The organism is Sporosarcina psychrophila (genome assembly GCF_001590685.1).
GTDB classification, from domain to species: domain Bacteria; phylum Bacillota; class Bacilli; order Bacillales_A; family Planococcaceae; genus Sporosarcina; species Sporosarcina psychrophila.
In genome coordinates this window covers 614,239-637,019 of the sequence record NZ_CP014616.1, presented here as the reverse complement: position 1 = coordinate 637,019, position 22,781 = coordinate 614,239, and the positions used below count along the sequence as shown (strand labels likewise).

Annotated in this window: 19 protein-coding genes, 1 pseudogene and 1 riboswitch; of the genes and pseudogenes, 8 read left to right on the top strand and 12 right to left on the bottom strand. The window is 38.8% G+C overall.

All coding sequences use genetic code 11. From position 1 onward, the window contains the following. Positions 1 to 59: 59 nt before the first annotated feature. The 3 genes and pseudogenes from AZE41_RS03035 (at position 60) to AZE41_RS03030 (ending at position 2,302) form a co-directional block, all read left to right on the top strand. On the top strand, positions 60 to 1,517 hold the full coding sequence (locus AZE41_RS03035; RefSeq protein WP_067205495.1) for an MFS transporter: 1,458 nt from the start codon (positions 60 to 62) through the stop codon (positions 1,515 to 1,517). Positions 1,518 to 1,639: 122 nt separating this feature from the next. Then, positions 1,640 to 1,849: pseudogene (locus AZE41_RS23125) on the top strand (hypothetical protein); the annotation flags it as partial. Positions 1,850 to 1,984: 135 nt separating this feature from the next. Next, complete coding sequence (locus tag AZE41_RS03030) at positions 1,985 to 2,302, top strand: hypothetical protein (protein ID WP_082786473.1); 318 nt, start codon at positions 1,985 to 1,987, stop codon at positions 2,300 to 2,302. Between the two features lie 199 nt (positions 2,303 to 2,501). Here the strand turns inward: AZE41_RS03030 and AZE41_RS03025 are convergent, their stop codons facing one another. Both AZE41_RS03025 and AZE41_RS03020 read right to left on the bottom strand, forming a co-directional pair. Next, a complete protein-coding gene (locus AZE41_RS03025) occupies positions 2,502 to 2,999 on the bottom strand; it encodes a flavin reductase family protein (RefSeq protein ID WP_067205492.1) in 498 nt (165 codons plus the stop codon). 98 nt (positions 3,000 to 3,097) lie between these two features. After that, positions 3,098 to 3,940, bottom strand: coding sequence for a pirin family protein (locus AZE41_RS03020; protein WP_067205490.1), 843 nt, complete (start codon positions 3,938 to 3,940; stop codon positions 3,098 to 3,100). A 273-nt stretch (positions 3,941 to 4,213) separates the two neighbouring features. On the opposite strand from AZE41_RS03020, the gene AZE41_RS03015 reads away from it, so the two are divergent. Next, entirely contained in the window at positions 4,214 to 4,573 is a 360-nt protein-coding gene (locus tag AZE41_RS03015; protein WP_067205487.1) for a winged helix-turn-helix transcriptional regulator, read from the top strand. Between the two features lie 61 nt (positions 4,574 to 4,634). Here the strand turns inward: AZE41_RS03015 and AZE41_RS03010 are convergent, their stop codons facing one another. The 3 genes from AZE41_RS03010 to AZE41_RS03000 all read right to left on the bottom strand — a co-directional run bounded on the left by AZE41_RS03010 (position 4,635) and on the right by AZE41_RS03000 (position 10,329). Further along, positions 4,635 to 5,201 carry an NADPH-dependent FMN reductase gene (locus AZE41_RS03010; RefSeq protein ID WP_082786472.1) on the bottom strand — a complete coding sequence of 189 codons (567 nt, stop codon included), beginning with the start codon at positions 5,199 to 5,201 and terminating at the stop codon, positions 4,635 to 4,637. 916 nt (positions 5,202 to 6,117) lie between these two features. Then, positions 6,118 to 8,412, bottom strand: coding sequence for a 5-methyltetrahydropteroyltriglutamate--homocysteine S-methyltransferase (gene metE / locus AZE41_RS03005; protein WP_067205484.1), 2,295 nt, complete (start codon positions 8,410 to 8,412; stop codon positions 6,118 to 6,120). A 45-nt stretch (positions 8,413 to 8,457) separates the two neighbouring features. Next, a complete protein-coding gene (locus AZE41_RS03000) occupies positions 8,458 to 10,329 on the bottom strand; it encodes a bifunctional homocysteine S-methyltransferase/methylenetetrahydrofolate reductase (protein ID WP_067205481.1) in 1,872 nt (623 codons plus the stop codon). A 159-nt stretch (positions 10,330 to 10,488) separates the two neighbouring features. Further along, positions 10,489 to 10,597, bottom strand: a riboswitch (SAM riboswitch). Positions 10,598 to 11,036: 439 nt separating this feature from the next. Between AZE41_RS03000 and AZE41_RS02995 the strand changes: the two genes are divergently transcribed. Then, complete coding sequence (locus AZE41_RS02995; RefSeq protein ID WP_197485359.1) at positions 11,037 to 11,234, top strand: hypothetical protein; 198 nt, start codon at positions 11,037 to 11,039, stop codon at positions 11,232 to 11,234. Between the two features lie 268 nt (positions 11,235 to 11,502). Here AZE41_RS02995 and AZE41_RS02990 read toward each other — a convergent pair whose 3' ends face one another. Next, a complete protein-coding gene (locus AZE41_RS02990; RefSeq protein WP_067205476.1) occupies positions 11,503 to 12,459 on the bottom strand; it encodes an ABC transporter substrate-binding protein in 957 nt (318 codons plus the stop codon). A gap of 112 nt (positions 12,460 to 12,571) precedes the next feature. Between AZE41_RS02990 and AZE41_RS02985 the strand changes: the two genes are divergently transcribed. Then, positions 12,572 to 13,570 (top strand): FecCD family ABC transporter permease, encoded by a 999-nt coding sequence (locus AZE41_RS02985; RefSeq protein ID WP_067205474.1) that lies wholly within the window; start codon positions 12,572 to 12,574, stop codon positions 13,568 to 13,570. Next, positions 13,567 to 14,619 (top strand): FecCD family ABC transporter permease, encoded by a 1,053-nt coding sequence (locus tag AZE41_RS02980; RefSeq protein WP_067205471.1) that lies wholly within the window; start codon positions 13,567 to 13,569, stop codon positions 14,617 to 14,619. Before AZE41_RS02985 ends, AZE41_RS02980 begins: the two co-directional genes overlap by 4 nt. A gap of 564 nt (positions 14,620 to 15,183) precedes the next feature. Here AZE41_RS02980 and gntK read toward each other — a convergent pair. The 6 genes from gntK to AZE41_RS02950 all read right to left on the bottom strand — a co-directional run bounded on the left by gntK (position 15,184) and on the right by AZE41_RS02950 (position 21,297). Beyond that, complete coding sequence (gene gntK, locus AZE41_RS02975; protein WP_067205469.1) at positions 15,184 to 16,728, bottom strand: gluconokinase; 1,545 nt, start codon at positions 16,726 to 16,728, stop codon at positions 15,184 to 15,186. Between the two features lie 2 nt (positions 16,729 to 16,730). Continuing rightward, positions 16,731 to 17,453 carry a GntR family transcriptional regulator gene (locus AZE41_RS02970; RefSeq protein ID WP_067205466.1) on the bottom strand — a complete coding sequence of 241 codons (723 nt, stop codon included), beginning with the start codon at positions 17,451 to 17,453 and terminating at the stop codon, positions 16,731 to 16,733. Between the two features lie 320 nt (positions 17,454 to 17,773). Next, a complete protein-coding gene (locus AZE41_RS02965) occupies positions 17,774 to 19,507 on the bottom strand; it encodes a coiled-coil domain-containing protein (protein ID WP_067205463.1) in 1,734 nt (577 codons plus the stop codon). Between the two features lie 54 nt (positions 19,508 to 19,561). Continuing rightward, positions 19,562 to 19,858 carry a hypothetical protein gene (locus tag AZE41_RS02960; protein WP_067205462.1) on the bottom strand — a complete coding sequence of 99 codons (297 nt, stop codon included), beginning with the start codon at positions 19,856 to 19,858 and terminating at the stop codon, positions 19,562 to 19,564. After that, positions 19,851 to 20,426: a hypothetical protein gene (locus AZE41_RS02955; RefSeq protein WP_067205459.1), complete on the bottom strand. Its 576-nt coding sequence runs from the start codon at positions 20,424 to 20,426 to the stop codon at positions 19,851 to 19,853. Before AZE41_RS02955 ends, AZE41_RS02960 begins: the two co-directional genes overlap by 8 nt. Before the next feature lie 187 nt (positions 20,427 to 20,613). Beyond that, positions 20,614 to 21,297 carry a BMQ_0737 family morphogenetic spore coat protein gene (locus AZE41_RS02950; RefSeq protein ID WP_067205457.1) on the bottom strand — a complete coding sequence of 228 codons (684 nt, stop codon included), beginning with the start codon at positions 21,295 to 21,297 and terminating at the stop codon, positions 20,614 to 20,616. A gap of 323 nt (positions 21,298 to 21,620) precedes the next feature. On the opposite strand from AZE41_RS02950, the gene AZE41_RS02945 reads away from it, so the two are divergent. Continuing rightward, complete coding sequence (locus AZE41_RS02945; protein WP_067205454.1) at positions 21,621 to 22,655, top strand: hypothetical protein; 1,035 nt, start codon at positions 21,621 to 21,623, stop codon at positions 22,653 to 22,655. The last annotated feature ends 126 nt before the right edge of the window (positions 22,656 to 22,781 follow it).

Below are 22,781 nucleotides of genomic sequence, written 5' to 3'. Positions count from 1 at the left end.
CTACTAACACAGTGGAGGGGCATTTTGTTTTATTAACAATAGAATTGGATGTGTGAGGAATGAAAAAGGAAGGCTTGCAAAGGTATCATACGATTTGGGGCTTGTTATTTTTAGGTTGGTTTGTTTCTTACGTTGACCGGGTTGCAACTGGGCCGATCATTACATATATGATTGATAATGAAGTTTCTTTTTTTGCAGACGTGGCAAACCCCCATGGAATTGGCGGATTGATTGGTAGTTTATTTTTTGCCGGTTTTATGTTAATGCAATTTCCTGGTGGCTACTTTGGGGACAGGTTTGGCTATCGTGCTATTATCATTTTAAGTATTGTTTGGGCTGGAATCGCCACTTTATTAACAGGTTTGGTGGGGGGCCTTGTTGCATTTATTCTTTTCCGAGTCCTACTCGGGCTAGGCGAAGGCGTTTTTTATTCGAATGACCGCTCTTATATTGCCTTTCATACACCTCCTGAAAAAATTGGATTAGGAATGGGCGTGGCGCTTACCGGACTTTCTGTTGGTCTGACAGCTGGCACACTTGGCGTCCCTTATCTTATTACAGTCGCAGAACCATTTATGGGTGAAGGGGCTTGGCGCTTTCCTTTTTTCGTGACCGGAACAATTACACTCATTATTGCACTCCTACTATTTAAATATATGAAGCCCAAAAACGATTCAAGTGCTTCTGTAGATTTATCTTCACCTGGTATTAAAGCACAGTTTGGCAAAGGGCTATTGTACATGTCCATGTACTCAGCCGTTTTTCTTGTCATAGTGATGGGCATCTATTATTTTTCCGTCAAACTAGGTCTGTCCTCTATCGCGATTGCGGTCATTCTTGTTGCACTTTGTCCGCTCTTAATACTTTATTTATACACAATGAAGAAGTCTGAAATAAAACCGTTAATAGCGAATAAGAATCTTTTCTTATTGTACTTGTTCTTTATCCCTATCATGTGGCATCTATGGTTTTACGGATTTTGGTCCGTCTCTATCGTCAAAGATTTCGGTGGCGGTGCGTTAATGGCTGCCGCTTTGATTGCATCGTTTAATGGTTTGGCCGGAATCATTGGTTTTCCTCTTGGCGGCAAAATTTCTGACATAGTGGCCAATCGTCCAAATGGGCGACGTAACGTCCTTGCTGTACTAACCGCTGTACTGACTGTAACTATTTTTATATTTGCAGTCTATGTCATGATGGGCAATAACAACCCCATCGTTATGTCTGTCATTTTGTTTGTCTCCGGATTATTCTTTTTTGCATTGCAACCGGTGGCACATGCTCTGGCTTCCGATTTGACGCCCGAAAAAAGCAGAGGATCCATGTTTGGAATGCTCAATTTGATTGGAGAAATCGGAGCAGTTCTCTCACCTGTCGTCTCCGGAGTCATTCGAGATAACACCGGCAGCTGGGGCTTGCCACTTCTACTCGATGGCGCATTAATGGCGGCGGGCCTAGTTCTAGTGCTAGCCATCTCCAGTAAGGCGGTCCGCAAGAACGTTGTATCCTTGGCTTGAGAAAAGCGCAAGACGTCCTTTAAGATACAACAGGCATAATTCAATCAAAGGAAGTAGGCAGGCTAAGATCGCGATGTTCTGCGGCAATGGCTCGTGGGGCTAGGCACTATTCCAGGTGAGCTGCAACTAAATATTTGAACAACTATCTCACTTGGTTTCAAGTATTAGAAAGTAGCCAATATCAGAGAAATGAAGTCACTTTGAATGACTTGATTATCAGAGGAAATCTAACACAAAATACAGAAACCTATGATGCACCTATATATGTTGAACTAATGGTTCTATATAATCTCCAGCGAAGGCGCCTCATAGGGGTAGCCGAGCGTTGTTGAGTGGATTCTTTATGTCAACATATATAGGATTCGCACTATAAAAAGTAGTTCTTATTCAACTAACGGACCATTTAATGGAATAAACTATGTTAAAATTGAATCAATTCAAAAGCAAAAGAAAGGAGGGATTATAATATGGGCTCAACTTTGGAATTTGTGCGTATTTTACTACCCATTGTAATAGTGGGTGGAATTGCAGTATTTGTAATTCTAAGAATGAAACATAAGTATAAGAAAGGCACGCTTGGTAAGAAAAAGTCAAAAAGTGCTCAAAATTTATTAGATAGTTTAATACCATTCGGAATGATGATTGGATTCGCTATTGCTGTACTTTTAAACATATTTTCCCTAATCCCCTTACTATCTGCAATTGCTTGGGGACCTGGGATAGGTTTATTAGTTGGCTATTTTGCTTATGAAATTTATAGCAAAAAAGAAGAAATTTATCCCTAACAATTATTTTCCATAAATGGGTACCTTAGTATAAGAAGGCTGTACTACGAATTAGAACTTCTGGATAATTGGAAGTTCTAATTTTTTCCTATATCAACATTAAACTTTAACAGAGCCTATTTTTCAAGAAAAAAATGCGTGTCATCAGTAGATTAAACTGATAACACGCTTTTCTACACTGAAGATTGTATAGACACTGTCAGCCATAAAATTCTTCTGGAATTGCACCTATAGTTCTACGGTGATACAGAAGTGGTTCTTTACTTTCATTCTGAATATCTAATACTTCGCCTATTAATATCGTATGATCTCCAGCTTCAATTTGTTGCACCGTCTTACATTGTAAAACCGCAAGCGAATTTGAAAGTACTGGTAGGTTTAAATCCGATTCTTTCCAATCACATTGACTAAATCGATCAGCAACCCTGCTCGAGAATAACGTACATAACTCACTTTGATCTGCTGCCAAAATATTCACCGAAAATTTTTCAGCATCTAGAAAGTCACTATAAGTGGATACTCTTTTATCAATGGACCATAAAATTAGTAAAGGCTCTAATGATACCGATGCAAATGAATTGACCGTTAATCCCATCGGTTTTTTATCTGCATCAAATGCTGTAACGACAGTGACTCCCGTCGGGTAATTCCCCATTGCTTCTTTAAAACTCGCTACCTGCTCTATCTTACTTCCCATATCAGCAACTCCCATTTTCTTATTTCACTTAAAATCATATCAAATCTATTAGAATATTTCATACTTTGTGATTCCGCACTAAATTCACTGGTACATGTTCACTCGAATCTTCCTTCTCTGTAATCTTTATAGGCCTGCATAATCTCTTCTTCTGAATTCATCACAAACGGGCCGCGAGCTACTACTTTTTCTCCGACAGGCTTACCTGCATATAACATGATATGCAGTTTCTCTTCTGCGTGAATCTTCACTTCAGTTTGTTCTTCATCTGTTCCACGTTCCAACCAGAGAACCTGCCCCTTCTTCCCCTCCACGCTTTCACTGCCAAATGTCCCTATTCCTTCTATTATATACAGAAATCCATTGTAACTGCCGGGAAGGTCCTGTGTAACAGTGGTACCGGGTTCAATGATCAATTCAACCATCGTAACAGGCACGTGATTTTTCGTGTCAGCCGTAACACCTTCCGAAGAACCGGAAAAGACACGTATCGTAGCGCCGTCTTCATGACGGACCGACATATCTTGTGCACGCATGTTCTGGTAACGCGGTTCCGTCATTTTTTTATCACTTGGAAGATTGACCCACAGTTGCAGGGATTGAACCGTTTCCCCAACAGCCGGATCCTCTGTATGAATGATTCCTTTACCCGCTGTCATCCATTGAACGTCTCCTGGATGTAGTTCTCCTCCCCCAGTCTTATTGTCAAAGTGTTCTAGCGTCCCATCAATGACGTACGTAACAGTTTCAATACCACGGTGTGGATGCATGCCAAATGTTCCACGCACAAAAAAGTCTTCAGCCATCAATAGAAATGGATCGACTTCTTCCCAGTTTCCCGGTTCAATTACCAATCCTACTTTATGAGTTGGCGAGTGTTCCTGATAAACGACATCCCTTACACTTCTGATTCCCCTTGAAAAGACCGATTTATTATTCATATTAAATTCCTCCTTCTGTTTTGGATATATATGTTGAATTAAAAGATCCCATTGTATTCGCTACTGTGCTAAGGGGTGCCCCAGGCTTCGGCTGCCCCTTGTAAGGCTCTTTCGCTAAGTTTAGTAAGGTGTTCATTTGTTCAGTATATATAGCTAAATTTTACCGAATAGTAATGGATCACTATATATGTTATTATGGAATAAATCTACCCGAATGTGAAGTACGCACTATAAAGTGCTATAGTATACAAAAAGATACCTATGGAGGTTATTATGGAGATAAAGCCTGAACTATGTAAAGTTGACGAAGCTTTAGGGATCTTGGTAGGTAAATGGAAACCAATTATTTTACTGCATTTAATTACTGAAGGTACTCAAAGATTTAGTGAATTAAAAAGATTGATGCCCGACATTACTCAAAAAATGTTAACCAAACAATTAAGGGAATTGGAAGATGAAGATATTATTAACAGAGTCATCTATCCACAGGTCCCCCCGAAAGTTGAGTATTCTATCTCGAATTACGGAAAAAGCTTACAGCCCATCTTAGCAATTATGCACGAATGGGGCACCGGTCATGCCACACATATTGAAAAGAAAAGAATTAGCCAGAATACCAGCGACGCACTATAATGGATAAATCAAAAACAGACACTCTCCAGGGAGTGTCTGTTTTTGATGATCAGGAGATTTCTTAAGCTTTAACTGTAGTATTTGTTTTGTTATAGAACTCAATAAAGTTAAATACTACTGAATCCAAGAAATCGATCGTAGCTTTATCAGTAAGTTCACCAGCTTCGTTCATTTTCTCATGAACTGAACCGATGTATACTTCGTTACCTGGCAGTAAGATAGGAGCTAACGCCGGATTTGACAGAATTTCTCTTAAGTGGAGTTGCGCACGGATACTTCCGAATGCTCCCATAGATGATCCTACGATGAAGCCAGGTTTGTTTTTAAGTGTGAAATCTCCACCACGTGATAACCAGTCGATTGCATTTTTCATTGCGCCTGGAATAGAGAAGTTATATTCAGGAACTGCAAATAATACAGCATCTGAATCTTTTACATTATTTTTAAAATCAACTACGTTTGCAGATGGGTTGCTTTCTATATCAATTGAAAACATATCAAGATCATTGATAAAGACAGGTGTAATGTCTAATTGATCTGCATAACGACTTCTCATATGTTCAACTATTTTCAAGTTGAATGAAGTTGAACTTGTACTACCGATAATTGCCTTAACTTTAATTGCCATGATGTAAAACTCCTCTATTATATATGATTGTGATTGTAATTCAGCTTCCTATACTAATTATACACAAGTAAATCAAATTAGGTAGTACGCACTTCAAAGTGCCATAGTATATGAAAGGATACCACATAAGGCAAAAGTAAAAATGCTGACCTAAGCTCATCATATTTTCCTGCGTAACCGAGCATATCCTTCACACGACCGAGCATATACCACGCAAACCGAGCATATACTCCACAAACCGAGCATAAACTACACGCGACCGATCATATACTCCACAAACCGAGCATATACTTCGCGCGACCAATCATATCCCCTCGACAACCAAGCATATACTTCATCCGACCAATCATATCCTCCGACAACCGAGCATATACTTCACCCGACCAATCATATATCCCGACAACCGATCATATACTTCGCGCGACCAATCATATACCACGCAAACCGATCATATACTTCGCGCGACCAATCATATCCCTCACCAACCAAGCATATACTTCACCCGACCGATCATATACCCCGTCAACCGAGCATATACTTCTCTCGACCAATCATATATCCCGTCAACTGAGCATATACTTCACGCGACCAATCATATATCCCTTCAACCGAGCATATACTTCACGCGACCAATCATATATCCCGACAACCGAGCATATACTTCACACGACCAATCATATCCCCCACCAACCGAGCATATACTTCACGCAACCGATCATATCCCTCACCAACCGAGCATATACTTCGCAGACCAATAATCCCCCGACCACAATAAAAAGGTATCTCCCCGTCATTAATGTACGGGAAGATACCTTTTTTATTGTGAACATATGAATACATGTAATAACAAAGCAATGGTGCCTTACTGGCGTAGCCTAAGCGGATTTGAAAGAAATCTTTATTTCAACTTAAGTAATTAATTCTTAAGCGTAGCCAATTGACTTTCTCTAACTTCTTTCGCCGCTTCAACCATGATTTTCAAAGCGCCAATTGTCTCTTCTTCTTTTCTTGTTTTCAAGCCACAATCCGGGTTAATCCAAAATTGTTTTGGATTAATTGTTTTGAGTGCACGATTAATATTTTGTTTCATTTCTTCCTTGCTTGGAACACGTGGACTGTGGATGTCATAAACGCCTAAGCCAATTTCTTTATCATACGTATTGTTCTCAAATGCAGCGATAATTTCGCCATGACTTCTTGACGTTTCGATTGAAATAACATCTGCATCCAGCGCGCTAATGGATTTGATAATACCGCTGAATTCCGAGTAACACATATGCGTATGAATTTGCGTGTCATTTTCAACAGAAGAAGTTGCCAATTTGAATGCATAGACAGCAGCATCTAAGTAACTTTCACGTTTATCTTGATCCAACGGTAAACCTTCTCGAAGCGCAGGTTCATCTACCTGAATCATGCGAATACCGTTCTTTTCAAGCTCTTCAATTTCTTTACGAAGTGCAAATGCAATTTGGTTCAATACGTCGAAACGTGGAATGTCATCTCGGACAAAGGACCAATTCAAAATCGTTACAGGGCCCGTCAGCATACCTTTTACAGGCTTCGTCGTTAACGTTTGAGCATAGACACTTTCTTTCACAGTAATTGGTTCACTAAACGCAACATCACCTAAAATGAGTGGTGGCTTGACGCAACGAGAACCATAAGACTGAACCCAGCCAAACTGTGATACTGCAAATCCTTCGAACTTTTCACCGAAGTATTCAACCATATCTGTTCTTTCAAACTCACCATGGACCAAAACATCAATGCCGATGTCTTCTTGAATTTCAATCCATTTGTCAATCTGATCTTTGATAAATTGCTCGTAGGCCTCGTTTGTAATTTCTCCTTTACGCCATTTAGATCTTGTCTGTCTTACTTCTGGCGTCTGCGGTAAACTCCCGATTGTCGTTGTCGGCAGAAGAGGCAAATTAAAACGTTTTTGCTGCTCGATAATTCGTTTCGCAAATGGCAATGAGCGATTTACATCTTGCTCAGTTAGATTTTCAATCGTTTCTTTCACTTCAACGTTTTGCCGATACTTCGAGTTATTTAGACGTGCAAGTGCATTTCTGCTCTCCTCAAGTCCTGTCGCAATCGTTTCAGTGCCATCGTGAATCCCCCGACTAAGGAGCACAATTTCAGCAAGCTTCTGATCAGCGAATGACAGACCGCCTTTAATAATTGGATCCAATTTCTCTTCAGTTTCCGTACTGACAGGAACATGAAGAAGTGAAGAGGAAGGTTGAACAATCAAACGGCTTTTATCAACATGTAACTGAATTTCTTCTAATAGTGTTACTTTTTTATCCAGATCCGCTCTCCACACATTTCTACCATCAATGACACCCGCCGCAAGTACTTTGTCTTGAGGGAAACCATATTTTTGTAGCAATTCAAGCGAATCGCCATGAACAAAGTCTAAACCAAATCCGTGTACCGGCAGCGCAACAACCGCTTCATAATTAGCTACTTTTTCAAAATAAGTTTGTAGGATAATCTTTAATTGTGGCACTGCTTCATGAATTGCTGCGTATGCCTGTTGCACATGTTGGAAATCCTCTTCTGTCAACTTACTTGTAAGAATCGGCTCATCAATCTGAACCCACTCAACGCCTGCCACTACAAGCTCTTTCAATACTTCAATGTACAACGGCGTAAACTGTTGCAATAAAGTAGAAAAATTCTCTTCGCCAAAAGATTTTGCCAGTTTAATATATGTAACTGGGCCTAGGATAACCGGCTTGCCATCAATACCCAGCTTTTCTTTTGCTTCCTTATAAAAAGCGAGCGGGCGGTTCTCTACTAATTGCGGCGTTACACCTTCTAGTTCCGGAACAATATAGTGATAATTTGTATTAAACCATTTTGTCATCTCTGAGGCAACCGCATCTTTAGTTCCACGCGCAATTGCAAAGTATGTTTCCAAAGGTACTTTACCACCCGCATACTCGAAGCGTTTTGGTACGACACCAAACATAATAGATGTGTCCAGCACATGGTCGTATAATGAAAAATCTCCAACCGGAATTAGATCAACACCGAATTCTTTTTGTTTCTGTAGACTTTCTAAACGAAGCGTTTCCGTTGTTTTCAGTAGCTGTTCTTCTGATGTTGCCCCATTCCAAAAACTTTCCAACGCCCTTTTCCATTCACGTTTTCCACCGATTCTTGGATATCCACTAGTTGAACTTTGTACTTTTACCATTGTATGTTAGCCCCTTTATTTTTTATTGTATTTTTTCAACCTGTTTTAATACACGATACTCTCGGTTTGGACCACCTCCCTTGCTACAATCACGTCCACTTTACCGTGTATATACTCCGTCAAATTCACAGTCATGTCATAGCGCATAAAGGGAGTGATTAAATAGATGCCATGAAAATGCTCCAGCGCCACATCGATCAATTCTTTCGAAACCTCTAAACCTTCTTTCGTAGACTGCTCACGATTACCATCAGATAAAGCCATTCTTGCACGTACTTGATCCGTCAACTTAATGCCTGGTACCTCATTGTGTAGAAATTCGGCGTTTTGCGATGAAGTCAGCGGCATAATTCCGATGTAAATTGGCGTCTCAATATGTTTTGTTGCCTCGTATACTTCAATTATCTTCTCCGTGCTATAGATAGGCTGGGTAATAAAATAGTCGGCTCCCGCTTCTATTTTTTTCTCTAATCTCTCCACAGCACGATCTAAATGACGCACGTTCGGATTAAAGGCCGCTGCCACAGTAAAGGATGTTTTCTGTTGCAATGACTTTCCAGACTTTGAAATGCCCTCATTGAATTGCTTTATGAGTTGAATCAATTCAAAGGATGTCACATCGAAAACGGATGTTGCTCCGGGGAAATCACCAATTTTCGTAGGGTCCCCCGTAATCGCTAGCAATTCAGTAATACCCAGTGTGTGTAATCCCATGAGATGTGACTGTAATCCAATTAGATTGCGATCTCGGCATGTAATATGGACCAAAGGTGTTGCACCAATCTTTTGTTTAACAAGTGAAGCCATTGAAGCGTTGCAAATTCTTGGCGTCGCTAAGGAATTATCAGCCAGTGTAATGGCATCCACGCCTGCATCCTTTAACGCCTGAGCCCCCTCAAAGAACTTGCCCGTGTTTAAATGTTTGGGCGCATCAAGTTCAACAATTATCGAATGTCTTTTTCTCACTGTTTCAAGCAATGTTGGGGGTTGAGATTCCTTCAATTCAGACTCCACAACCTCTGTCTTTACCTCCTTCTTCTTAACAAGCTTTTCTTGAATTGGTTCCCGAATTGTAAGTCCTTTCACTAGGGCCCTAATATGTTCTGGCGTCGTCCCACAACATCCTCCTATTAAACTAACTCCTGCCTTCCGAAAACTCAGTGCGAACTTCTCGAAATATTCAGGCTCATTTTCGTAAAAAAGTTTCCCATCCTTATATCCTGGATAACTAGCATTCGGATACACCGAAAGTAAAGCACGCTTCATCAACGGCACAGTTTCTAGAGACTTCAGCATATGGTGAGGGCCAAGGCGACAGTTAATACCTACTATATCTGCACCTAAATCCTCCAACTGCTGTAAGGCATCTATGAGCTCTATCCCATTTTGGAGCACCCCCGCCTCATGCATTGAAACATTCGTAATAATCGGGATATCTGTCTCCTCACGTGCAATTTTGAGCACGGTTGTTAATTCATCAAAATCGTAATAAGTTTCTAAAAGTAGGCCGTCCACTCCCTCAAGAAGTAAGCAATATAGTTGTTCCCTAAAACTGCGCTTGATTTCATCCTTTGTTCCAATGGATGTTCGAGATCCATGAATACCCCCGATAGTTCCAAGGACGAACGTATTTTTACCCGCTGCGTTTTTCGCAATTTGAACTGCGGCTTTATTTATCTTTTTTACACTGTCCTCTAACCCATGACGTGCTAACTTGATATAATTCGCACCATACGTATTAGTTTGAATAATATCCGCACCTGCCTCTATATAGGCTTGGTGGATGCGAAGCACTTGATCTGGATGTGTCAAGTTCAGCTCTTCAAAACAAAGATCCACACCGTGAGAATAAAGTAGAGTTCCCATTGCACCATCACCGATCAAAATTCGTTCTTTCATAGTATCTAGTAAATTCACGACTATCACTTGCTCCTTTCACTTTCCCAAAGTCCCGTTCCGGAAACTCTCTTCATCATTCTTCAAAATATGTTACTTAATGGGAAAATTAGTTAAAATAAAAAGAGCCTCTTCCTATGTTGAATAAAGGAAGTAGACTCTAAATCTGAATAAGTCTTCTCCTCATCTACCAAGTCGTGTTATCAACTTGCTGGAATTAGCACCATGCCATAAAATGGCGGTTGCTGAGGTGTCATCGGGCCAGTCCCTATACCTCTCTAGATAAGAAAAACTATTAAATTGGATTTGCTTAGTTACGTTATTACAGACTTTACATCATTGTTGGAAAATTAGCAACACCTTTTTGGAAAGTAATTAATTTATTTCACAGATTCAGACTATTGCTTGTCACTTTAAACAACATAGTTGCTAAACAGCCTTTCGCCATCCTTCATTTAAATTCTTACGTCCCTCTTAGCTTAAATAGGTCAATCAAGGTACCAATAAGTCACTTCTGTCAATTGATCCTTTTCCAGAATTGATTGCGTAACCCGCCGCTCTTGCTCCCCCATCCTAAGTGAGCTAAATGCACATAATAATAATATTAATAATGAGTCCATTAACCACTGTCCCCTCTGTAACCCTGCATATAATAAACTATAAGAACAATAACGAACGACCCGTTTACTCAGTTGTTGTTCCCATCAAATTGAAGGGAGGTCATTGACTTGAAAACTTCCTTGGGCATCTGGATTGGTTGGTTAGCAATAATTTTAGCGGCTATAGGGTTCTTTTATGCTCCTTATTGGTTAGGTGGTGGCGCACTCGTTTTAGGCTTAGTCTGTTTAGCTTCTCCACAAAAAGCATTGGCATGGATTTCAATCCTGCTTGGAGCCATCGTATTATTAATCACGATGTTCCAGTAGCCGGATAATTAATGATACTTCAAGGTATGTTTGGGCTCCTACCATACATACCTTTTTTATTTGATTTGTATGCTTACGATTTACTAGTTAGTTTTTTTGCAGTTCGGCCACATCAGAACACCAAAACGTCGTTTGTGATAAAGTATCCTAAAGAAGACGCAGCTGAACAGTAAATTATGTAAAAAAAAACAGCCCAGTGAAGCGAGTAAATATCGCATCATCGGGCTGTTTTCTGTTTTCATCTTTTTATTATTTCATTCCATTTAAATTACTTTTTCAAGAAATACTCCTCAATATCATCCAGCATTAAGTTCGCTGCTAATACACCACCAGCAGTGTTCCAAATGATGTCATTTACTTGTGAGACGTTTCCACTTTTCGCGACATTTAGATTTTTAAATAATGGATCCTCAATCCAGTCGTTTGTAAGCTTCGTAGCTTCGTTATCTCCAGTTTCATAAGTGAAGTAAAAGAGCACATCGCCATCCATAGCTGGAATACGTTCTTTCGTGAGGCCTTTTTCAGCAAAATCGTCCACATCTTGTCCATCTGCGCGCGCAAATCCAAGTTGATCTAGAATCACACCCGAGAAGGAATCTTTATGGTAAATGCGTACATCTCCCGCCATAAAGCGAACCATTGATATTTTTTTATTTGTTTGATCCCCTAATTCAGTCTTGATTGTTTCAACGCGATTATTGTATGCACCTAATACCTCGTTACCTTTTTCTTCTTGATTTACTGCTTTCGCATATAATTTAAAGTTTTCCTGCCAATCCCCGCGAAGCGTTTCTGCAAAAACAGTTGGGGCAATTTTGCTTAACTGTTCGTAAACTGCTTCGTGACGCATTTTATTCCCAATGATCAGATCTGGTTTTAAAGATGCTATCTTTTCTAAACTTGGTTCTGATTCAATACCCACAGATTCAGTACCTGTCATGTCCATATGATCATACCAAATTTTCTCAGCGGGTGATTGAACTGCACCTACAGGTTGAATTCCCATTGATAGAAGGGCTTCAGCACCTTCGTTTGTTAAGATTACAATGCGTTTTGGTGTTCCTTTTACATCTGTACTTCCCATTGCATGATCGACAGTATATGTTTCTACATCAGCTGGTTGTGCACTTTCACCTGAATCTTTTGACTCCTTAGTAGCCCCACAAGCCGCTAATACAAGAATACTCATAATAAGTATGAGGGATGATATTTTTCGCATGTACATTATTTCCTCCTGTTAATTGAGAATGAAAATCATTTACACTTAGTATGCTATATGCTAATATATTTCATGTCAACAGTGAATTGAAAATAATTCTCAATGAAGTGAGGAAGTCATGATACATACATCAAGGGGTAAGTGGATTGCTCTTATCGTAAGTAGTTTAGTTTTCATTCTTTGTTTTTTTTCTAGTATTGTATACGGCTATACAGATACAAGCTGGTCCACTGCCTTTTCCGCATTTAAAGAAAATGACGGATCAACTGAACATCTTGTCATTCAAAATGTACGCTTACCACGTGCATTAATTGCTGCAGCTGTTGGAGCTTGTTTAGCCACTTCAGGTGCAATTATGCAATCCATAACGAAAAATCCATTAGCCTCTCCAAGTATTCTAGGTATTAATGCTGGTGCTGTTTTCTTTGTCGTAATTGGGGTTGTGTTCTTCCAAGTACAAAGCCTCCAATCTTATATGATGTTCGGATTAGTCGGAGCGGCCGTTTCCTTCGGGATTGTCTTTGTTTTAAGTAGTATTGGCAGAGAAGGGTTAACGCCAATGAAGCTTATATTAGCAGGAGCAGCAGTTTCCGCTTTATTCTCATCCATGACACAAGGATTCCTAACAATTAACGAAACAGCACTCGATCAAGTATTATTTTGGCTCGCAGGTTCCGTAGCCAATCGGCCTATCGGTCTATTAATTACAGGATTGCCTTATATGGTGATTGGATTGCTGGTAGCCTTTGTTTTGGCGAAGCAAATGAACCTACTAGCAATGGGTGACGATGTTGCGTCTGGATTAGGTCAGAATGTAGTGCTATTAAAATTTGTTTTTTCTCTTATTGTAGTTGTATTAGCAGGTATTTCTGTAGCAATTGCGGGTCCTATCGGCTTCATCGGAATCATTATTCCTCATATCGTTCGATCATTCATCGGGATCCAACACCAGTGGGTATTTCCATTTTGTGCATTATACGGTGGAATTCTCTTACTCGTATCTGATATTGCAGCCCGATACATTATAATGCCCAAGGAAGTGCCGGTTGGAGTCATGACTGCATTAATCGGTGTTCCATTCTTTATTTATGTGGCAAGAAGGAGATTTGGGGCATGAAAAATAAAGTGACAGTTCGAATAGGAAATGTTGCTTCGTTTATTTTAGATAAGAAATCTTTGTTTACAACGATGATTGCAACGTTGCTTTTAGGGTTAGTAGCTATTCTATCGATGAGTTCTGGTGAGTTTTTCATTTCACCTTTAAATGTCTTAAAAGTTATTTTGGGTATTGGTGAGTCTTTTGATCAAACGATTATCTTTGAATTTCGGCTACCTCGTATTATGATGGCCATTTTAGTTGGAATCGGCTTAGCGACAGCGGGCGCCATTTTGCAAAGTGTATCTAGAAATCCTCTTGGTTCCCCAGATATCATTGGGATTACGGCAGGAGCTTCATTTGCAGTTGTATTATTTCTAGCATTGTTTTCAAATGAAAGTAATGCGCTAACAGTGAGTCAAGATTGGATGCCGTTATTTGCTTTCGTTGGTGCGATGATTACAGCCGCGATTGTGTTCACGTTATCTTGGAAAAACGGCATTGCCCCCTTCCGAATGTTACTTATAGGGATTGGAATTTCAGCATTTATGCATGCTGGAACAACCGTACTTATGCTTGTTGGACCAATCCATCAGGCGAGCCAAGCGAATATTTGGATCACTGGAAGTATCTACGGTTCAAATTGGACTGAAGTTCGAATGATTGCGATATGGATTACTATTCTTTTTTTCATCACGCTTGCCATGACGAGGGAAATGAACGTTTTAGAACTTGGTGATGATTTGGCGAAAAGTGCTGGATCCCCAGTTCAAAAGAACCGAATTATTTTCCTTTTACTTTGTGCCGCCTTGACGGGTGCCTCCGTTTCTTTTGCCGGCGGTATTGGGTTTGTTGGGTTAATCGCACCACATATTGCAAAAAGAATTGTCGGCCCTACCTTTGGTTCAATGGTAGGTTTATCCGCAATCATTGGAGCAATTCTCGTTGTTGTTGCAGACTGGATTGCTCGTGTTGCCTTTGCACCGATTGAAGTGCCTGCAGGTGTATGGACAGCTGTAATAGGGGCACCTTACTTTATCTATTTGCTTATCAAACAAAGAAGTCGATAGAAAGAGGACAAGTAAGTTTAGACAATTTCCAAATAACGCATACGACGATTCTGCACATAGATCATGTCGCTTTCCATGTTAAAGATTTTTTTATTCCCATGACAAGACAAGACACTTTAGTAGATATGAAAGAAGTTCTAGATAATTCAAATCTAGCTGTCACTAACTCTATATTCGGAAAACGTATTGGTTTGTTGGCAGCGATTTTCACCTATGCCTATTTCCAGTCTGGAATAAAATACAGAGTGCGCTAGAATTGTGGCAATGATCCCTGGAGGCTACATGGGATGTTTGGGGCTAGCGGACTTCACGTTTTTGTTTTTGGCTCCACCATCTCTTCTTCGTTCAATAGGGCAGCTTTGATATGCAATAAACAATAAAAAATGATCTTTCGTAAGTTCAATGTGAACTCATGAAAGATCATTTTTTATTACTTAATTAAAGATGGAAATGACATGCCCTACAACTTTTCTCAAACCTAATTAATAGTCTTTTTTTACTCCGAAATAATCGTTTCAAGCACCGTCCGTGTTACATTTTTTCTTTTAGGGTCAAACTTTTTTGTTACTCTTTACTTAAGCTTCTCTGATAATCTGCGATGCTTGTGTATTCCTTTTCCAATACTCTGGATAAATTAATGAATATCGGTAATAGTTTTCTATATTCTTGCACATTAGAATCCATAGGTGTGTGCTTATAAGTACTGCCAATCATTTCAGATACCACGTCAAATGATTCAATTTCCCCCGTAGCGTAAAGCCCTAAGATGCAAGCACCTAGACATGAACTTTCATAACTTTCCGGGACAATTACTTCCAAATCGAATATGTCGGCCATCATTTGGCGCCATAAATCAGACCTTGCAAAGCCACCAGTTGCTTGAATTCGGATAACTGGTTCATCCATGACTTCAATTAGTGCTAAAAATACTGTGTACAGATTATAAATCACACCTTCAAGAGCCGCCCGAATCATATGTTCTTTTTTATGTGTCATTGTTAAACCGAAAAATGAGCCGCGCACGTCAGGATTCCACAACGGTGCACGTTCACCCGCTAGGTATGGATGAAATAACAATCCATCAGATCCCGGTCTTACACGTTCAGCAATCTTCGTTAACACTTCATATGGATCAATCCCTAGTCTTTTTGCTGTTTCTACTTCTGATGATGCAAATTCATCTCTAATCCATCGAAGTACCATTCCACCATTGTTTACTGGCCCACCAATGACCCAATGTTTCTCAGTTAATGCATAGCAAAATATCCGTCCTTTCTCATCGGTTTGAGGACGGTCAATGACTGTTCGGATTGCACCACTTGTCCCAATCGTTACCGCTACTTCACCCTTACCAATTGCATTCACACCTATATTAGAAAGCACTCCATCACTTGCGCCAATGACAAATACAGTTTGTGGATCAATGCCAAGCTTACTCGCTATTCCTACGTTACAATTATTAAAAATCTCGGTTGTCGGTACAAGTTCAGATAGCTGCTCCGGCGTGACACCCGCTATCTCCAATGCTTCTTCATCCCAATTCAATCTTTCCAGATTCATCATCCCCATTGCTGAAGCCAAAGAATGATCTACAACATACCGACCAAATAATTTCTTGAAAATATATTCTTTAATGCCTATATATTTTTTAGCCTTTGTCGCTATTTCAGGACGATCATGCACAATCCAAGCAATTTTACTTAAAGGGGACATTGGGTGAATAGGTGTTCCAGTCCGTTTGTATACCTCATGCCCATTTAACTCTTCTTTTATTTTACGTGTCCAAGCTTCACTTCGATTATCTGCCCAGGTGATACACTGCGTTAGGGGCTCATCATTTTCATCCATTACAATAACGCTATGCATCGCACTACTAAATGAAATGAACAATAACTTTTCCGAAGAGATTTGAGATTTCCCCATTATGGTTGAAATTGCTTGTAATACAGCTTGATATATTTCCTCTGGATTCTGTTCAGCTGTCGAAATATCTGGTGTGTAAAGAGGATAACCGATATTCTCCTGTTGAATAATTTCACCTTTTTCTGTAAATAGAACTGCTTTAGTACTCGTTGTACCAATATCTACACCTAGCATATAGTTCGTCATAGTTATCGCTCCCTTCCTTTTTCGAGCATTTGTTGGGACATCCAAAGGTCTGCCACTTTATCTTGAACATCATCAAAGTTTTGATGCAATGCTTGAATCATGATATCTCTATCCTTTATTTTTATGGCTTCAATGTAGATTTCATGATTTTTCAATACACGTGAAAAATCATCGTATTTCTTCTCTAAACGCATTCGCATCGATAAAAGTATTAAACTTTCCATCACAGGTTTCGTATTATTCCAAATCAACATGATGTATGAATGGTCAATTGAACGAATAATCGTTTCATGAAATAAAACATCTTGATAAGAAAATTCATCTGCATCTCCGTATTTAATGGCGACTTCCATCAATTCAAGTATTTTACTTAGTTCTTTCACTAATTCACTTGTATCTATTTTAACAATCCGTTCATAAACGAAGGTTTCTATCAGTAAACGAACATCGTAAATTTCCTCGATATCCTTCTCGGTTAACCCAACTACAACCGCTCCCATTCTTTCTAATCGAATAATATTTTCTGATGCCAATACTTTTAGTGCTTCCCGGATAGGAGAACGACTTACTTCAAATTCCAACGCTAATTTATTTTCCGATAAAACAGTACCCTTTTCTATCATGCCAGAAATAATCCGCATTCTAAGCTCGCACGCTAAACGCGCTCCCATGGAAGCGTTCGCAATCCATTTTTCAGGATATAGTAATTCCTTGTATTCACTCATGATTTCACTTCCCCACTTGATGCCCGATATACTTGTATACAAGTATGATAGGTCAATTGTGACGAAATGTAAACGCTTAGATTAAGGATTAACAAAGGGGGTTCATTTTTTTTGCGGGTGTTACTTTTACAAAAGACGGATTAGTGATAGCTTAATAGTCGCTATGTCCATACTCTATAATAGAACATAACAAAAAAGGCTCAGAACTTTTCGAGAAAAGGTTGAGCCTTATGGGTAATCCTATTGAGTTTCAGGTAAATATAGAACACCAAAATGCAATCTACTTTACTCGCTACCATCCTATTACACACCAATAATCGTCAAAATTCTTTTAAAACCCTCCCCTCTATACTAAAAATCTTTATTCCGTCAATTTCATCAGTAAGTTGATCTAATTTCTGTTCCAAATTATTAACAACAAGCAACTTCGCATCTAATTTCTCTTCGTAATCCAACGTTTTGGCTACTACCTCTTTTATTTGATGGTCTAAGTAGATAAGTGTTTCAGTATCAATAGTAGGTGTAGAAGAATGATAGTCCATCCCTGCTTGACTATCATTCTTCTGGTTCAATTTTATTTCTAGCATTGTAAAAGCTTCATTATGCTTTTCATGTTGTTCTTTTAAATCCGCTATTTCATGCTGGAGTTTTCCTATAGCAGTATTTTTTTCTTCTAGTTCTTTTAGTAATCGCCGTCTCACCTTTTCGAACTGGGTATGCTCTTTGTTGGCTATGGCTAACTTCTCCAGTTGCGTGTGTACTTGTTTATTTTCTCCTTGAATGAGATCCACGAGCTTATATTCAAGCTGCTCTATAGTCGTTTTATTAGTTAGATTTTTTTCTTCTATTGCAATAGCATCAATGTGCTTTTCATGTTGTTCTTTTAAATTCACTATTTCATGTTGGAGTTTTCCAATAGTCGTATTTTTTTCTTCTAGTTCTAGTAGGTATTGTTGTCTCACTTTTTCGAACTGGGTATGCTCTTTATTAGCTATGGCTAACTTCTCCAGTTGCGAGTGTACTTGTTTATTTTCTTCTTGAATGAGATCAACAAGCTTATATTCGAGCTGAGCTATAATCGTTTTATTAGTTAGATTTTTTTCTTCTATTGCAACAGCCACAGTATGCTTTTCATTTTGTTCTTTTAAATTCGATATTTCCTGTTGGAGTTTTCCTATAGTATTATTTTTTTCTTCTATTTCTATTAGTAATCGTTGTCTCACTTTCTCGGACTGGGTATGCTCTTTGTTGGCTATGTCTAACTTCTCCAGTTGCGAGTGTACTTGTTTATTTGCTTCTTGAATGAGATCAACAAGCTTATATTCGAGCTGCTCTATAGTCGTTTTATTAGTTAGACTTTTTTCTTCTATTGCAACAGCCACAGTATGCTTTTCATTTTGTTCTTTTAAATTCGATATTTCATGTTGGAGTTTTCCTATAGTATTATTTTTTTCTTCTATTTCTATTAGTAATCGTTGTCTCACTTTCTCGGACTGGGTACGCTCTTTGTTGGCTATGTCTAACTTCTCCAGTTGGGAGTGTACTTGTTTATTTGTTTCTTGAATGAGATCACCAAGCTTGTATTCGAGCTGTTCTATAGTCGTTTTATTATTAGCAAGTTTTTTATGAAGAGATGTAACTTGCCTGTCATGTTTTTTGTATCTATGTTGATCGGTATTAGCTCCGTCTTTCAATTTATTAATAACTTCAGCTAGCTGTTTGCTAATTGGTAGTAGATCTGTTTTTGTTTTCTGAAAGGAATCAATAGAAGTGATGTATCTTTTCCCTTGTAATCCTTGCAATTGGACAGATCCTTTATAATCGATAGCCCTTTTTTCAAATTCTTGATTTAACTTAACTAACTCCTCAGCCAGTTCTTTTTTTTCGTTAGTCAATTGTATATTTTCTTGCTCAAGGTTTTCTACTAATGAATAGTGATAGCTATCTTGATACTTTTTAACTTCGTATTTATATTTAGCTAATTCCGCCTTTAAAAAGATGATTATTTGTTGAAGTTGTAAGGGATCGTTATTTTTGACGTTCTCACTATTCACGTCATTCCCTCCTATCGCAGCTATTTTCCAAGCAAAAGGCTGTATCAAATGAATTTAGATTCTTTCTTTAAGTAGAGTGATGATTTCCTCAAAGTCCTCTTTGTTGGCCATAATTGCCTGTTCAAGTTCCTCTAAAATCTTCACGTCAGAATCTCCTTTTGCCTCTTTATCAGGCCGACGCTCACCATTCATCAACATATACATAATCAACATATTCAATGTGCTTTTCTCTAAATAGACAAAACTATTGTTGTTTTCCTGTTTATCTTCTGTTTGTTCGTTAAACTGATCTTTCATAATTTGACGTATTATATGCTTCATTATTAATTCTATTTCATCTGTTTTACTCATTCTCTACCCCCTCTACACGTACAGTTCCATTGAGATTGATGGGATTAATCACGGCTATTCCATCTTTCAGTTGATCACTATACGTAAATCCCATAATAGTACCTGCATATGATTCTACTGGTAACCATTTTATCTGGAAGTTTGAAAATGAAATGGTCTCATTAGGTTCAAGGGATGTTTTACCCAAAGGTTTTAGCCAAAATTCCTCTTGATTCGTTTTATCATTTATTCGTTCCCATCCACCGGCATTCTTCAATGACTGTTTGAAGTTTTCATAAACATATCGCCCGGAAAATGAAAATGGAGATTCTTCAGGAATTTTTATACACAAATAAGGATTTGTGATTGGCTGATTCCCCATATTATGTACATGGTAAGTTCCTAGGCATAAGCTCTCCTGTTCAGGATCGTGAGAAATGTTTAATGAATAAGTAAAATAGCTAATTATATTCATTCTGGCGGAATCATTGAGCTCATCTACCAGCTTTTTAATTTCATATACATATGATTTTGTTTGATGCTGAAGCTGCGTAATCTTTGTTTCCAAATCTTTGTGATTATTACTCATTATTCTCTACCCCTTTTCCATTAGAAAACTCGACTATTACCGAGCCTTTAGGTGACAGCAGAGCCCTAATTGGCTTAATAAGGTTATTCATGAGCTTATATTTTTTGACGTTACAAAAAAATGAAGGGAGGAATATCCTCCCTTCATTATATGTTTGAGGCTTACTCGTTATCACCATTAGCCGACATTAGTGGCAGCAATGTCCGGTATCAGGGAAAACAACAGAGCATTGTTGCGGGCGCAATGGTGGAGGGCACGCAGTTGGTAAATCATCTCTTGGTTCACAGTAATCAGCTAAAAATTCAACAGTTACCGGGAATGTCGATTGAATGCTTTGGCAAGTAGCTACAGAGAGATTTAAGCCAGTAATTACGATTGAACCAGCAGCAGTACCCGTTGGTACAGTGAGTGTCCCAGGAGAACACACGAAACAGTCTAGATCCGTATACGTAATTACAACGTCTGTTCCTTCAGGTGCACATAAGGTAACTTGTTCACAACGGGTAAGCGGAATAGCCGCACTTCTCAGCACCGTTCCGTTTGTTAAAGTCACGACAATTGTTACCACAAAGTTCTTACGAATGTGAAGCTGTTGAAGAAGAACAGTCTTTCCATCAATACAAAACGGGCGATTCTCACGACTTAGAATCTCGATTGGAAACGCCATAGCAGGGCTCACTTCACATGTAACTGTCGCACCAGTAAGCAGTCCTGCAGTTGCTGAAGTTGGTACTGAACCCGTTGGAGTAAAAGCAATTGGTCCCGTTGGAAGTGCAAAATCAAACGAATTTTCTTTCACAATCCAGTCGTACACCTTGTCGACATTTATACAAATTAGTTCTTTCCCATCACAATGATCTTTTCCTTGCATGTTGCAGACACCTCCAAATTTTTTATCTTTCGTTCGTAGCATATGATGTGGAAAAATCAGTGTATGGGCAAAGAAATGATTTATCGAGATATTTATTAACTTAGACACATAAAGGATGGAGGAAGGAAGTAATTAATACTAATTTAGTAGTTCAGAAAGGATATCGTCCCCTGAGAATCCATTTCTTCATCATATATAGAACCGAGGCTGAAAGTGACAAATAATTTATCACTGAGTAAATTCACGTCTAACAGGAAACAATTTGTCACGCAATGAAAACATCATTAATAGAATAGTAATGTACTGCAAAGGGGTGAAAATTGATGGGAGACTCTAAGTTATACTCCGCTGAGGACATTGAAAAATTAAAGCAGAAAATTGCGACTTACAAAGATACCCTAACCACATTAAAAATTGGGAATTCGGTTGACGATTATCTAGCCTTGAAGATAGAAGCGAATGGTTTCAAAACAAAAGTCTCAAAATTAGAAGGTGTAATGGAACTAATGAATGAAAAGCAAAGTTTACAACTGGAGGAGTATGAGCAACAAATTAAAAGTTTTTCAGTACAAATGGACTCCCTTAATCAAACAATCGAGGAGTTGAATCAAGACTTTTCCGTAGTCAAGAATAAATTAATAAAAGATGGTAGCAAGGATCTTATAGAAAAAGTAATTTCTCCAGTTGATGTAGCAAGATCTATAAGTATTGCCAATAATAAAGAAGAGGTCCATATAGAAGAAACTACATCTAATACTTCCATGAGAAAATCTAATCGCCCACCATCTTATAGGCAACTGCAAAATCTGGTAGGAAACGCTAATAACATCCAAGAAGTTTCGAGTGATACAACGCCTATAGTAAGTATGGATATTCAAAAGGAATATCCAGCAGAGCAGCAATTCGGTAAGCAAAGTTTTCCGTATACTGGCATTCATACTGGGCAAATCCATAATAGGCTGTACAAAAATGTAAATAGGCCATTGACCATTCATCTGACTAACGTTGTGAAACAACAAGCGATTCCAATGAACGTAAACGAGAATTCAGATCCGGCTTTGTTAGTAACAACCAGCGAGCCGGAAATTAACGAATCAGTGACACCGAATCCGGCTTCCATACTCACGACTAGCGAGCTTGAAATTAATGAAACAGTGATGCCGGATCCTGATATGTTACTCACGGCTAGCGAGCCGAAGATTATCGAAACGGTAACGCCGGAACCTGAGGAAGTGCATAATGCAACTACAATTGAGGAGGACAAAGCCCCAATTGAAATTTCGAATGAAATGAAACGACAACAACATAAAAACAAAGAAACATTATCGCTGTTCAATATTTTTCGGAAGAAGCAATAATTTAGAGCTACTGAAAAATAATTGCTAGTCAGATTAATTTCCTGTATTCGGCATATTATATACCCCATTTAAAATAGCCATTCTGACTTAGTGTCAGAATGGCTATTTTTTTAAATCTAGTAAGAA

Excerpts from the sequence above, each read along its gene's own strand:
- AZE41_RS03035 (WP_067205495.1), top strand. The coding sequence starts at position 60 with ATGAAAAAGGAAGGCTTGCAAAGGTATCATACGATTTGGGGCTTGTTA.
- AZE41_RS03030 (WP_082786473.1), top strand. The coding sequence starts at position 1,985 with ATGGGCTCAACTTTGGAATTTGTGCGTATTTTACTACCCATTGTAATA.
- AZE41_RS03025 (WP_067205492.1), bottom strand. The coding sequence starts at position 2,999 with ATGGGAAGTAAGATAGAGCAGGTAGCGAGTTTTAAAGAAGCAATGGGG.
- AZE41_RS03020 (WP_067205490.1), bottom strand. The coding sequence starts at position 3,940 with ATGAATAATAAATCGGTCTTTTCAAGGGGAATCAGAAGTGTAAGGGAT.
- AZE41_RS03015 (WP_067205487.1), top strand. The coding sequence starts at position 4,214 with ATGGAGATAAAGCCTGAACTATGTAAAGTTGACGAAGCTTTAGGGATC.
- AZE41_RS03010 (WP_082786472.1), bottom strand. The coding sequence starts at position 5,201 with ATGGCAATTAAAGTTAAGGCAATTATCGGTAGTACAAGTTCAACTTCA.
- metE (WP_067205484.1), bottom strand. The coding sequence starts at position 8,412 with ATGGTAAAAGTACAAAGTTCAACTAGTGGATATCCAAGAATCGGTGGA.
- AZE41_RS02990 (WP_067205476.1), bottom strand. The coding sequence starts at position 12,459 with ATGTACATGCGAAAAATATCATCCCTCATACTTATTATGAGTATTCTT.
- AZE41_RS02985 (WP_067205474.1), top strand. The coding sequence starts at position 12,572 with ATGATACATACATCAAGGGGTAAGTGGATTGCTCTTATCGTAAGTAGT.
- AZE41_RS02980 (WP_067205471.1), top strand. The coding sequence starts at position 13,567 with ATGAAAAATAAAGTGACAGTTCGAATAGGAAATGTTGCTTCGTTTATT.
- gntK (WP_067205469.1), bottom strand. The coding sequence starts at position 16,728 with ATGACGAACTATATGCTAGGTGTAGATATTGGTACAACGAGTACTAAA.
- AZE41_RS02970 (WP_067205466.1), bottom strand. The coding sequence starts at position 17,453 with ATGAGTGAATACAAGGAATTACTATATCCTGAAAAATGGATTGCGAAC.
- AZE41_RS02960 (WP_067205462.1), bottom strand. The coding sequence starts at position 19,858 with ATGAGTAAAACAGATGAAATAGAATTAATAATGAAGCATATAATACGT.
- AZE41_RS02955 (WP_067205459.1), bottom strand. The coding sequence starts at position 20,426 with ATGAGTAATAATCACAAAGATTTGGAAACAAAGATTACGCAGCTTCAG.
- AZE41_RS02950 (WP_067205457.1), bottom strand. The coding sequence starts at position 21,297 with ATGCAAGGAAAAGATCATTGTGATGGGAAAGAACTAATTTGTATAAAT.
- AZE41_RS02945 (WP_067205454.1), top strand. The coding sequence starts at position 21,621 with ATGGGAGACTCTAAGTTATACTCCGCTGAGGACATTGAAAAATTAAAG.